Source organism: Kineosporia rhizophila, assembly GCF_021277265.1.
Lineage (GTDB): Bacteria > Actinomycetota > Actinomycetes > Actinomycetales > Kineosporiaceae > Kineosporia > Kineosporia rhizophila.
The window spans coordinates 130963-142935 of the sequence record NZ_JAJSOH010000002.1 but is presented as its reverse complement, the minus strand read 5'-3'; the positions used below and the strand labels follow the sequence as shown (position 1 = coordinate 142935).

Annotated in this window: 7 protein-coding genes and 1 tRNA gene; 4 read left to right on the top strand and 4 right to left on the bottom strand. The window is 70.7% G+C overall.

Annotated elements, in window-relative coordinates; all coding sequences use genetic code 11:
• The first annotated feature begins 11 nt into the window (after positions 1–11).
• The gene (locus LWF15_RS04060; RefSeq protein ID WP_232808986.1) at positions 12–593 is read left to right on the top strand and encodes a TetR/AcrR family transcriptional regulator; all 582 of its coding nucleotides are present in this window, start codon (positions 12–14) and stop codon (positions 591–593) included.
• 350 nt (positions 594–943) lie between these two features.
• Here LWF15_RS04060 and LWF15_RS04055 read toward each other — a convergent pair whose 3' ends face one another.
• On the bottom strand, positions 944–2113 hold the full coding sequence (locus LWF15_RS04055; RefSeq protein WP_232808985.1) for a hypothetical protein: 1170 nt from the start codon (positions 2111–2113) through the stop codon (positions 944–946).
• Complete coding sequence (locus LWF15_RS04050; protein WP_232808984.1) at positions 2113–3216, bottom strand: sigma-70 family RNA polymerase sigma factor; 1104 nt, start codon at positions 3214–3216, stop codon at positions 2113–2115. Before LWF15_RS04050 ends, LWF15_RS04055 begins: the two co-directional genes overlap by 1 nt.
• Positions 3217–3452: 236 nt before the next feature.
• On the opposite strand from LWF15_RS04050, the gene LWF15_RS04045 reads away from it, so the two are divergent.
• Both LWF15_RS04045 and LWF15_RS04040 read left to right on the top strand, forming a co-directional pair.
• A complete protein-coding gene (locus tag LWF15_RS04045; RefSeq protein WP_232808983.1) occupies positions 3453–4115 on the top strand; it encodes a pyridoxamine 5'-phosphate oxidase family protein in 663 nt (220 codons plus the stop codon).
• Between the two features lie 252 nt (positions 4116–4367).
• Positions 4368–5519 (top strand): EAL domain-containing protein, encoded by a 1152-nt coding sequence (locus LWF15_RS04040; RefSeq protein ID WP_232808982.1) that lies wholly within the window; start codon positions 4368–4370, stop codon positions 5517–5519.
• 9 nt (positions 5520–5528) lie between these two features.
• Here LWF15_RS04040 and LWF15_RS04035 read toward each other — a convergent pair whose 3' ends face one another.
• Together LWF15_RS04035 and LWF15_RS04030 are read right to left on the bottom strand one after the other, a co-directional pair.
• The gene (locus tag LWF15_RS04035) at positions 5529–6590 is read right to left on the bottom strand and encodes a GGDEF domain-containing protein (protein ID WP_232808981.1); all 1062 of its coding nucleotides are present in this window, start codon (positions 6588–6590) and stop codon (positions 5529–5531) included.
• A 423-nt stretch (positions 6591–7013) separates the two neighbouring features.
• Positions 7014–7089 (bottom strand) — tRNA-Arg (locus tag LWF15_RS04030).
• Positions 7090–10118: 3029 nt separating this feature from the next.
• On the opposite strand from LWF15_RS04030, the gene LWF15_RS37275 reads away from it, so the two are divergent.
• Positions 10119–11903, top strand: a complete 1785-nt coding sequence (locus LWF15_RS37275; RefSeq protein WP_232808980.1) for a dynamin family protein — start codon at positions 10119–10121, stop codon at positions 11901–11903.
• Positions 11904–11973 lie beyond the last annotated feature (70 nt).

Genomic DNA, 11973 nt, shown 5'->3' with positions numbered 1-11973 from the left:
TACTCACTCACATGGACGAGAAGCGGAGCCGGTCGACCGCTGAGGTGCGCCGGGCGACGGTCGTGGCCAAGGCGATCCCGGTGTTCGCGGCGACCGGCTATCACGCCACGCCGGTGACTGCGGTGGCCGATGCTGCCGGGATCTCCCAGGCGTACGTGTTCCGCCTGTTCAGGGACAAGCTGGGGTTGTTCCTGGCGGCTCTGGAGCACACCTTCGACGAGATCGAGCGAGCGCTGGAGGCCGGCGCAGTTGCTGCGCCGGGCGCTTCGCCGGACGAACTCCTGACGGCGATGGGCGATGCCTATGCCGGGCTGATCGCTGACCGGTCGTTGCTCATGATGCAGGTGCATGCCCAGAGTGCCAGTGATGTGCCGGAGATCCGGGCGGCCCTGGCCGACGGGAACCGGCGGATCTGGCAGTACGCGCGGTCTCGGTCGGGAGCCGGGGTTGCGGCAGTGCAGGCGTTTCTGGCCTACGGGCAGTTGTGCCATCTGATCGTGACGGCCGGCCTGGACGAGGTGGACGAGCCCTGGGCCGGGGAGATCGTGCAGAACATGACGCACTTCCCGGCCCGGCGTGCGGGTTCGGCCTGACGGGTCGGCGTGCGGGTGCAGCTTGACGGGTCGGCCAACGGTGCGGCTTGACGGCTGGGCCTGCGGGTTCGGCCTGACGGGTCGGCGTGCGGAGTCGGCCTGACGGGTCGGTGCGCGGGTTTGGCCTGACCGGTCGGCCTACGGGTTTGGCCTAGCGGGTCGGCGTGCGGGTCGGCCTAGCAGGGCGGCGTGCGGGGTTGGCCCTGGCGGCTCGGCCTATGGGTTCGGCCTGACGGGTCGGCGCACCCACCTCTGGCGTTGTCCTTATGCTCGTGCAGCAGTCTGCTGAGGTGGTCTGCTGGGTTGGCGGGCCGGGCCGGGGCGGGCCGGGCCGGGCTTGGCGGGGCGGGTCAGGCGTGGTCGAGGCGGTCCAGGGCTGCTTCGGCTCGGTCGAGGGCCTTGGTGGTGTCTTTGACCTGGCGTTCCTGTCGGGTCAGGTCGCGTTCGGCGTGCGAGACCCGTCGGTCGCCGGCGTCGAGTTTTCGGCGCACGACGACGATCTCGGCCTGGAGTTCGTTGAGCCTGGCCTGGAGGTCGGCCTGTTCGGAGGTGGCTGCGTCGAGTTCCTGTTCGCTCTGGCGTAGCGACTGTTCGGCTGCTTCGAAGTCGGCGCGGGCTCTGCTGACCAGTTCCTCGGCCTCGGCGCGGCGGGCCGCGAGCTTGGCTGCCTTGGCTTCTTGCGGGGATTGCCGGGGTTTTTCGGGATTTTCAGGCTTGCCGGCCGGGCGTGAGTGGGCGCGGGAAGAAGTGCCGGTGCTGTCGGTGTCGTCGTCGGGGGAGGACTTGGGGTGTGCAGGAGCCAGTTTGGAGTCTCGGCGTTTCATTGTGGGGGCGTTCTGGGGGCCAGACCCTGCTGTGCCTGTGCCTGTGCCCGCCGTGCCGCTCTCGTCGCCTACCGTGCCACTCTCGCCGCCGGCCGTTTCTGCCTTGCTGGAAGCGCTTGCGGGCAGGGGCTTTCCCGAGGTGTCGCTGCGCCGGGCCTTGTACGGATGTACGGCGCTGAGCGGGGTGGCGGTGGCCTCGGTGACGTCGACCTCGCCGAACCCCGCGTAGGTGAGCGCGCGGGTGAGCCTTCCGGACGTCACCGCCAACGACGCCTGCTCGTCGGCCACTGCGGCGCCCAGCGTGTCTTCCAGCTCCCGGCGCACGGCCGCACCGACCTTCTGCCCTGCCTGCTCGGCGATCTCTTCGGCCCGCTGGACCAGGGCCGCGACCAGCTGGTGCCTTTCCTTGGTGAGCTCACGCATGAGCTGCGCGTCGAGGGCGGCCTGGGCCTCGCGCAGGTCGTGGCCCAGTTGCTCGAGGCGATCGATCTCTTCACCCGCCCCCTGTTCACCTCGGACCAGCTGGTTGAGCAGCCAGGCCGAGGTGGTGGGGCGACGCAGCTCCCCGATGGCCTTGGCGGCCTCGGTGTCCTTGGCCTGACGGGCCTCCTTGGTGAGGCGGGTGCGCTCGGCGGTGAACCGGCCCGGTTCGACCGCGTAGAGCTCAGCCGCGGCCTCCTCGAGGGAGGGGCTCACTAGCCGAGCCGATCCGGAAGGCCGAAGTAAGGGAACAGGGTGGGCGTGTCGAGAAACGTGGTCACCTCGGTGATGCGGCCGTCCACCACCTGAAGCACCTGGAGGCTCCACGGGGCGTAGCCGCCGTCGGGCGCGATCCGGTACTGGCCGAACGCGGGCATGCCGTTCGCCGAGGTGGCCACGAGCTTGGAACCGGCGCACTCGTGGCCCGGGCCCTGCATCCAGGCGACGATCTCTTCCGGGCCGCTGAGCCACAGGTCGAGGGGCGGCATCGACATGGTCGCGTCCTCGTGCAGCAGGGCCACCAGACCCTCCATGTCGTAGTTCTCGAAGACCTCCAGGTAGCGCTGCAGGAGCTGGGCCGACTCGCTCTGCGCGTCCTGCGCCTGGGAACCCGCGCGGGCGCCGGCCGTGGCCTTGGCGATCGCCTCCTCGGGCGTGGTGCCGTCGGTGGCGAGCGTGGCCCGGGCCCGCTGCAGGGCGCTGTTCACCGAGGCCACCGAGGTGTCGAGCAGTTCGGCCACCTCGGAGGCCCGCCACTGCAGCACCTCGCGCAGGATCAGGACCACCCGCTGGCGGGGCGGCAGGTTCTGGAGCAGCGCCACGAAGGCGAGCTGCACTGTCTCGCGCTGGACGGCGGCCTCGGCCGGATCGGCCGTGCCGCCCAGCACCCGTCCGTCCGGGATGGGCTGGATCCAGGTGGCCTCGCCGAGCGGTTCGCCCAGCACCACCTCGGCCGTCTTCTGGGCCGGACCCAGATCCATCGGGAGGGCCCGGCGTTCGCGGCCCTTGAGCATGTCGAGACAGACGTTGGTGGTGATGCGGTACATCCAGGAGCGCAGGGCGGAGCGGCCCTCGAACCGGTCGAGGCCGCGCCAGGCCCGGATCATCGCGTCCTGGACGGCGTCCTCCGCCTCGAACGCGGAACCGAGCATGCGGTAGGCGTAGGCCGTGAGCTCGGTGCGGAACTGTTCCAGCTCGTGCGTCTGATGTGTCTGCCCGCCCCCCGGGCCGGTCTCCCCGACGTCGAGGGTGGTCCCCTCCGCGGTCCTGACCTCGCTCATCTTGACGATCCCCTTCGAGTCGGCGGCCACGTCGTCCATCTGCTCGCAAGCGTAGGGGCGACCACCGACAATCTTCCGGCGCGCAGAGGTGACGGCGAAAGGGTTGTGCCCACAAGCGTCCTCAAGTAGGGGGTAACCACCCAGAAAACCGGCACTGCCCCCGTACCCGAAACCCCATTGCCAGAACCGCGCTCCGCGCGAAAGGGTCGGTCGGAGGGGCATGGATGCCCGACTCTCCCCGGCATCCGGTCCGGGGACTCATGCGGAGGTGTGCGATGCAGGACGTCCAGGACAGCCGTCGGTCCGAGACCGTCGAGGTCACCAGCGAGGCGGCGCTTCGCGAAGTCATCGGGCACCCGATCCCGCGGGTGGCGGGGAAGGTCCGCCGGCGCCTGGAGGAACCGCACCGTCAGTGGCTGGCCGCCTCGCCGTTCCTGGTGCTGGGCACCTCGGCCGCGGACGGCAGCGGCGACGTCTCGCCCAAGGGCGACCCGCCGGGGTTCGTCAAGGTGCTGGACGACCACACCATCGCGATCCCCGAGCGGGCGGGCAATCGGCGGGTCGACGGCTACCTCAACGTCCTGAGCAACCCTCAGGTCGGTGTGCTCTTCCTGGTCCCCGGACGGGACGACACGATGCGCATCAACGGGCACGCCCGGATCGTCAGCGAGGCGCCCTTCTTCGACTCCATGGTGATCAGGGGCAGCCGTCCGGTGCTGGCCCTGGTGGTCACCGTCGAAGAGGTGTTCTTCCACTGCGCCAAGGCGTTCATGCGCTCCGGGCTGTGGGCGCCCGGCACCTGGAGTCCGGAGAGCGTGCCCACGCGCGCCCGCATCGCGCACCAGATGGAGAGGTCGGACCAGACCCTGCAGGAGGTCGAGGCCTACTACAGCCCGGAGAACTACGACGCGGGCCTGTACCCGGTGAAGCCTGAGTAACGTGAGTTGGCCCGCTGCCGAGGCAGTGGCATAAATCACACTTGTTACAGGTGGGGTGGTAGGTGCCTTATGGCAGGATTCGACGGGAAATCCTGTCACGGGTCCGGCGCGCAATTGACTCGTCCCTGAGCGTCTGAAAAGGCGGCTCCGGGCGGGTCACGTTTGCTCCCGTAAAATCAAGCTGGGTCGGACGAACAGCGCGCCGAAGTGCCGGGATGGGGCCGAACTGTGGAAAGCACCGAGACGGCATCCGTGCCGTCCTTTCCGCGTCCACGTGTTTCTGCCGAGGACCTGGAAATCCGGCGGCTCCTGCGACTGGCCCGGGTGCACCTGGGCATGGAGTTCGCGGCGGTCGTCGAGGTCCTGGGCGACGAGGTGGCCCTGCGGGTCGTCGACTGCGGGCAGACCACGCTGAACTTCCTGCTCGACCGTCGGCTGCCGGCCGAGGGCACCTACGCCCAGCGCATCCTGGCCGGCACGCTGCCCACCCATCTGGCCGACACGCACTGGCACCCCGGCACCCGCGACCTGCCCACCACGCGGATCAACGGTGTCGGCTCGTACGCGGCGGCGCCCCTCGGCCCCTCGGCCCTGCTGGTCTGCGCGAGCGGTACGAGCACGCCCGGTCTGGACGAGCGGGCCCCGCAGTTCCTGAACCTGCTCGCCGAGGTGGTGGGGGAGCAGGTCCGGCGGGCTCACCTGTGGGAGCCGGGGCGCATCCACGAGGCCCTGGACGCGGCCCGGTTCCGCATGGTCTACCAGCCGATCGTCGATCTGGCCCACGGCGGCGTGGTCGGCTACGAGGCGCTGGCCCGGTTCGACGACCCGGGTTTCCCCACACCCGCGCACGCTTTCGAGGCGGCCGCCCGGGCCGGGGTCGGGGTGCAGCTGGAGCTGCTGACCATGCGCTCGGCGCTCGAGCAGCTGCCGGCGGTACCGGCCGGCGGGCGGCTCAACGTCAACCTGTCGGCCGAGGCGCTGATGACGCCGAGCGTGGTCGACGTTCTGCTGCACCATGCGCAGTACCCGCTCAGCGTGGAGATCACCGAGCACACCCAGGTCCGTGACTACGTGTCGCTCTCGGAACCGCTGGAGCACCTGCGCCGCGCCGGGGTGGAGATCGTGGTGGACGACGCGGGGGCCGGTTTCGCCAACTTCGTGCACCTGCTCAAGCTCAGGCCCTCGGTGATCAAGCTCGACATCGAGATCGTCCGGGGCGTCGACCGCGACCCGATGCGCCTGGCCCTCACCCGCAGCCTGGTCGGCTTCGCGGCCGAGGCCAAGGTGGCGCTGGTGGCCGAGGGCATCGAGACCGACGGCGAACTGCAGACCCTGAGGACGCTCGGGGTCGGGTTCGGGCAGGGGTTCATCGTCGGGCGCCCGGCAGACCTCCCAGCCGTCTGAGCTTCGGGTTCAGTCGTCGATCAGGGACGAGAGAACGGCCGTCCGGCTGCTGCGTCGCTTGGCCTCGTACTGAGCCTGGTCGGCGGCCCGGAACAGGTCGTTCGCGCTGAGATGGGGCCAGGCCCGGGTGGTGCTGGCCACCCCGCACGACACGCCGGCCCCCGCCGGTAGCCCGGAGGCCGCCGCGCACAGGGCGTTGGCGCAGGTCAGCACGGCCTGGACGGAGTGGTTGGGCACCAGCACGACGAACTCGTCGCCGCCGACCCGGGCGATCAGGCTGCCGATCAGCGGGGAGAAGTGCTGCACGAGCAGGCGGGCCACGGAAGTCAGCAGTTGGTCGCCGGCCGCGTGCCCGGTGGTGTCGTTGACTCGTTTCAAGCCGTTGACGTCGACCGCGACGGCCGTCACCCGGCGGGCGCCGGTCTCGGCCCCGGTGCGGTTACGGACCCGGCCGTCGTAGCCGTCACCGTCGTCGGGCCCGACGACGGTGGGGCTGAACCCGGCCAGGTGGCCGGGCAGGTCCTGACGCGAGGCGCGGCGGTGCTGAAGGGCCACCTCGGCGGCGTCGTCCAGGGCGCGGCGGTTGGCCAGGCCGGTGAGCGGGTCGCGGAAGGCGAGCTGTTCGAGGGCCTCGAAGTGGATGGCCCGGGACAGGGCACCGGCCAGGATCGCGCACAGCGCCTCGGTGTAGGCCAGGTCGAGCGGGAAGAAGCGATTCAGGTCGTGGTCACGGGTGGCGTAGAACTCGCCCCAGAGCTGGCCGTCGACGATCAGCGGGGCGGCCAGGGCGGTGCGCTTGCCCAGCTTGCGCAGCAGTTCCACCTCGACCGGGTCGCTCAGCGGGTCGTCCACGTCGGTGACCCAGACCTTGAGGTCGGAGAGCACCTCGCGGGCCTGCGGGTAGTCGTCGAAGTGGTAGGTCTCGTTGACCGGCCAGCGTTCCTCGTCCGGCGCCAGGTCCCCGACGTTGATCAGGGTGTGCAGGGTGCTGGTCCCGGGCTGCAGCCGGCTGATCGAGATGCTGCTGGCGCCGAGGGCCGTCAGGGCCGACTCGCTGGCCAGTTCCAGCATCTGGTCGAGGCGGATGGACAGCCCGAGGGCGCGCGCGACCGTGGCGAGGCTCTGGATCCTCGCCGTCGCCTCGTGGGATCTGGCGGTTGCTTCGTCGGATCGTGATCGCACGGTCGCCCGTCGGAGGTCGGTCGGAGCTGGTTCGCCCGAGTTCGGCACAGGAGGTGATGATGTCATCGTTCGGGCCAGGATGACCTTGAGTCTTCGGTCAGTAACTAGATTGACGGGACTTGTGGGCATCGTGGAGCGGAATTTTGGCCCTCCGGAGTGCCGGTAGGGGCCGATGCGACCGGTTGGACACGTGGGGCGGCAACGCTGGCCACCGGGCCTAGGCGCTCGACGGCGCCCCAGGGTGGCTCCTGGGGCCGCGGACGGCCCCCGGATCGGCGAGCGCGGGAACCGCGCCCGTGTGAAGGGTGGTGCTGGTGCGCCCGGCAGGATTTGAACCTGCGACCGACAGATTAGAAGTCTGTTGCTCTATCCGCTGAGCTACGAGCGCGCGGGGGATCACTGAGCGAGTCGCCGCGACTGCCGACGCCTCACCGGCTGACCCCCGACCGCGATGATACCGGCGCGTCGCCTCTGGTGAAGGGAATATGGAATGACCGCGTCGGCCAACAACGGGTAAATGGTGCGAACCGTACTTTTGGCTGGGCGTGAGGCTGTGGGAGATTGGCCTGCGCATTAAAGAAGTAGTGACCAAGAGTATTTGAATGAATGCGCAGAGTTTAACTGACCCTCCTCTCGCCGTATTTGCCGGGAAGACTTGTGTGCTGGGTCTCCCGGTACGCCCATTCGAAGGTTTCGGCGTGGGTGGGCGGTGTTCCGGGCGGGAAGGCAGTAAACATAGGTTCGGAACCTGGTCAACTGAGGCCCTTCCTCGCCCAATGCACAATTAGTTATCTTTGCTCGACGGAACGTATTGCATTCGGTCGTCAGGTCGACGACGTCGCGGACGACAGGGAGGTGGACGGCGCTGTGAGCCCGGCACGAGATGGCCGCCGCACGGAAGATCCTGGTGGAGCCGAGGGTCTCGACGGCGAACAGCGTCATCCGGAAAGAGCTGGAGGCGAGGCCTCCGGGGAGTCCGTTCCTGCCTGGGTCGTCGCCGCGGAATCGGCGAGCGGTTCGTGGATGACCGGCTCTCCTGCCCGTCGCGTGGATCTGAGTGAGATCGAATCGGCGGAGCGCGAGAAGGCGGCCGCGTCGGCCCGGTCGGCTGCCCCGGTCGTTGGCGGTGCCTCGTCCGCGGGTGCGGGTGCGCCGGGTATGGCAGGTACGGCTGCTTCGAAAGTTTCTCGTTTTGCTGGAGGAGTTCCGGTGGCTGGTCATGAGGCCCCATCGCCGGCTGTCGGCGGGGTCGAAAGTGGGCCGGGTGGGGCCGTGCCCGCCGGTCAGGCTGCATCTGCTGGGCAGGCTGTCTCTCCGGGCCAGGTTGTCTCGTCGGGTCAGGCTGGATCCGTGGGCCGGGCTGGATCCGTGGGTCAGGCTGGATCCCCGGGTCAGGCTGCCTCTTCGGGCCAGGCCGCATCCGTGGGCCGGGCCGGATCCGCTGGTCAGGCAGCATCTGCGGGTCAGGTTGGAGCCGCTGGCAAGGTTGGAGCCGCTGGCCAGGCTGGATCCGCTGGCCAGGCTGGATCCGCCGTTCAGGCCGCCGCATCCGCCGGTCAGGCCGCACCGTCGCGTCGGGCGTGGCCGGTCGGCCGAGGCGGAGCACATGCCGAGGTCCCGGAGACTCACACCGACGCTGATGCCGACCAGTCCTTGTCCGACGGCGTATTCGCTCCTGCCGTAGGCAGAGCTGTGCCCGGCGCCGCTCGCGCTGTCCCCGGCCCCGCCGCGCCTGGCCAAGCTGTGCCTGGCGCTGGCGCTGCTGCGTCTGCTGCTGGCCCTGTTGCGCCCGCTGCCGGGCCTGGGGTCGTGCCGGGTGCCGGTCCGGGTACGGGACCGGTGCGGGTGAGTCGTGCCGCGGGCGTTCGCCGTGGTGGCGTGCCGCGAAACGGGCCTGTTGGTGCGCGGCCTGGTTCTGCGCCGGGTGTCGGGCCGGGTGTCGGGCCGGGTACTGCGCCCCGGGGTGGGCCTGCTGGCGCGGGGCAGGGTGTTGGCGCCCCGCCACTGAACGAGTTTGCTAGCGCTGGGCAAGGTGTCGGGGCTGATGCTGTGCCGGGGACCGGTCCTGGTGTCGCGTCCGTTGCTGGCCGTGGCGCTGGTCCCGGTGTAGGTGCAGGTATCGGCGTTGGTGCCGGTGCCGGTTTCACGGCTGGGCCGGGTACCGGAACTGCCGTGGGGCCCGGGGTTTCGCCCGGTGGAGCCGGTTTGGTTGCCGGTGCGCAGGCTGAAGCGGGTCCTGGAGCTGCCTTCGGGGCCGCGACTGGGGCGCCCCAGCGGCGGCAGGAGCGTGGAGGGCCGGTGCCGCGTGGCGCCCGGGCCGGCAACGGGCCGGGCGGTGCTTCGGGTCCCGCCTCTGGGCCGCTTCCGGTCGGTCGTCGGCCCGTGGCCCCGGCTGTCGGCGGCCCAGCTCGCCCACCCGAAATGGGGACGGCGGGTGTTGTGGGCCCGGGCGCTCGTCCCGTGGGTAATGGATCGCAGACGGCTCCGGTCGGGGCCGGTGTCGCTGGCGGCCCGGGGGCTGGTGCGGCCTTGAGCGGTGGGGTTTTCGGCGGTCTCAGTGGCAACTCTGCGGTCGGGTCGGCTGTTGCCGGAGCTGATTCGGGTGTCGGTGGGCGCGCTGGGAATGCCACCGGTTCGGGCTTCGGAGCTGGGCCAGAGGTTGGTGCTGGCGGGAGCCCTGGTGGGACCGGGGCGCACCCGACCGGTGCAGGTGCTGGCGCACAGCTCCTGCCTCCGTTGGGGGCGCAGCCCGCTGGGAGCGGCCCGGTCGCGCAGCAGGGACAGGCGCCGGCGGGGGCCTCCGGGCAGCCGTGGTTCAGCCGTGATGCCGCAGGCGCGAATGTTTCCGCTGCGCAGGGACAAGGCGCTGGAAGCGGGCCCGGCCTCGCGGCCGGGACCTCTGGCACTGGAACCGAGGCCGCGTCCGCGGCCAAGCGTGGTCGCTCGGACAAGAGCGCGAAGGCCGCCCTCGGATCGGATGCGGCGCAGGATGCGGACGAGGACACGCTTGGCTTCGCGGCTCCCGTCGGACGCCCCTGGGTGAAGCGCCCCGACAGCGCTCCCCAAAGCACCCGCCCGGAACCGGGCCGTGAAACTGCGACCGGACCCGCTCGCCCCGAGGGCAGCCCTGGAGCCGACGAGGACGGCTCGGAACAGAACCTTTTCGCTGCCGGACCGGTCAGCGGCAAGGCCGGCGGTGTCGGCCGGGCTGCCGGGGCCGGTCTGGCTGCGCCGATCAGTTCGGCCGCCGGGAGCGTGCAGCAGGGGGCGCCCGGTTCGGCTTCCGCTGCTGGTCCCCGGACGGATACGGCCGCCGAGACCCCGGCTGCGCCGGTGGTCGGACGCGGTGTTGAACCCACAGCGGTGACCGGGCCTGCCGGTGCCGGTCAAGGCGTGGATGCGGCTGGGGGAACCACCGTGCCGAAGCGACTGGCTGCCGTCGAGCGGCTGCGTACCCAGGTGGCGACCCTGCCCCTGACTCTGGACGTGGAAGGCGTGGCCGACGTCCGTCGGGAGCGCGAGGACCTGCTCAGCCAGTTGGACGACTACATCCTGCCGCGGCTCCAACGCCCGGACGCTCCGGCGCTCGCCGTCATCGGTGGTTCCACCGGGGCGGGCAAGTCGACGCTGACCAACTCCATCGTCGGCCGCGAGGTCACCCGGTCCGGCGTGCTGCGGCCGACCACCCGCTCGCCAGTACTGGTGCACCACCCGATCGACTCGGGTGCGTTCCTGTCGCAGCGCATCCTGCCGCGACTGACCAGGGTGACCTCCGAGGCGCCGGAGCCGGTGCAGCCGATCGACCCGAACGCCCCGCGGATCACCGGTCTCCGGCTGGTGCCGTACGACGGCCTGGCCCCTGGGCTGGCCCTGCTCGACGCGCCTGACATCGACAGCCTGGTCGAGACCAACCGTGATCTCGCGGTGCAGTTGCTCCAGGCCGCGGACCTGTGGGTGTTCGTGACCACCGCGGCCCGCTACGCCGATGCAACGCCCTGGAAGATGCTGCGCCAGGCGGCTGAGAGGGGTGCCGCCATCGCCGTGGTGCTCGACCGGGTGCCGCCGGAGTCGCTGCAGGAACTGCGTATTCACCTCGCCACCAAGCTGCGCGACCAGGGGCTGGGCGGGGCGGCGCTGTTCACCGTTCCGGAAAGCCCACTGGAGAACGGGTTCCTTCCGCCCGCTTCGGTCAAGCCGTTGCGTGACTGGTTGCGCCGGATCGCCGGTGATGCGCGCTCGAGGTCGGTGGTGATCGAGCGCACGCTCAAGGGCGCCCTGCGCAGCCTGCCGCCGCGGGCCCGGTTGCTCGCGAAAGCGGCTGCGGCACAGGCTGACGGCTGGTCGCAGCTGTGGGAGGAGACCGACGGGGTCTTCATCCCCGCCCGCTCGCGCATGCTGGAGGGGCTGACCGACGGTTCGCTGATGAGCGGGCAGGTGCTCTCGCACTGGCAGGAGTTCATCGCCCGCGGCGACCTGGCCTCCCGTCTGGGGGGCGTGACGACCACGCGCACACAACGGATCGGAGCCGCGCTCAGCCAGGCGGAGGAGAGCGAGGAGTCGCTCGCGGCCACCATCTGTGAGGCCGTCTCGGCTTCGGTGCACCACAGCGTGCGCACGGCGATGGAGCAGGTGGTGGTGACCTGGCGCAAGCACCCCTACGGGGTCGGCCTGCTCACCGCCCGCGGCCATCAGGTGACCCCCACCGACCGGGAGAATCTGCTGGGCCGCCCGGTCGACGAGTGGCGGCGCGGGGTCACCGAGCAGGTGACGGAGGCGCTGAACAAGGTTCGCCAGGAACGCCCGGACGTGTCGGTCGACGAGCAGACGGTGGTGGACGTGATGTTCACCGTCACCGTGGCTCCGGATCACGATGCGACCTCCGTGTCGTCTCCCGCCGGGGGCACCGGAGCAGTCGGTGAGCAGGCCGATCCCTCGACCGAGGGAACCGGGCCTGCGGCTGAGCCCGAGGACGTCCCGGCCGGCTCCACCGTGGGTGCGCGCTTGGCGGTCGAGGAACTGCTGGGGGCCGAGACGGTGCGGGCGATCGTGGATGCGGCCCGGGCGGACCTGCTGGAGCGGGCCGGTTCGGTCATGGAGAACGAACGCCTGCGGCTGGAACGGGTACTCGAGAGCCCGGAGGGGCTCGGGTTGCGCGTCGGAGGGCTGCTCGACGCAGCATCCGCCGTGAACATCGCCGAATGAGCCCTACCCTTGAAACACATGAGTGCTGACGCGCGCCCGGGCCGTCCCGCCCGGGCCGCCGCGTGGTCAC

Excerpts from the sequence above, each read along its gene's own strand:
- LWF15_RS04060 (WP_232808986.1), top strand. The coding sequence starts at position 12 with ATGGACGAGAAGCGGAGCCGGTCGACCGCTGAGGTGCGCCGGGCGACG.
- LWF15_RS04050 (WP_232808984.1), bottom strand. The coding sequence starts at position 3,216 with ATGGACGACGTGGCCGCCGACTCGAAGGGGATCGTCAAGATGAGCGAG.
- LWF15_RS04035 (WP_232808981.1), bottom strand. The coding sequence starts at position 6,590 with ATGCTGGAACTGGCCAGCGAGTCGGCCCTGACGGCCCTCGGCGCCAGC.
- LWF15_RS04045 (WP_232808983.1), top strand. The coding sequence starts at position 3,453 with ATGCAGGACGTCCAGGACAGCCGTCGGTCCGAGACCGTCGAGGTCACC.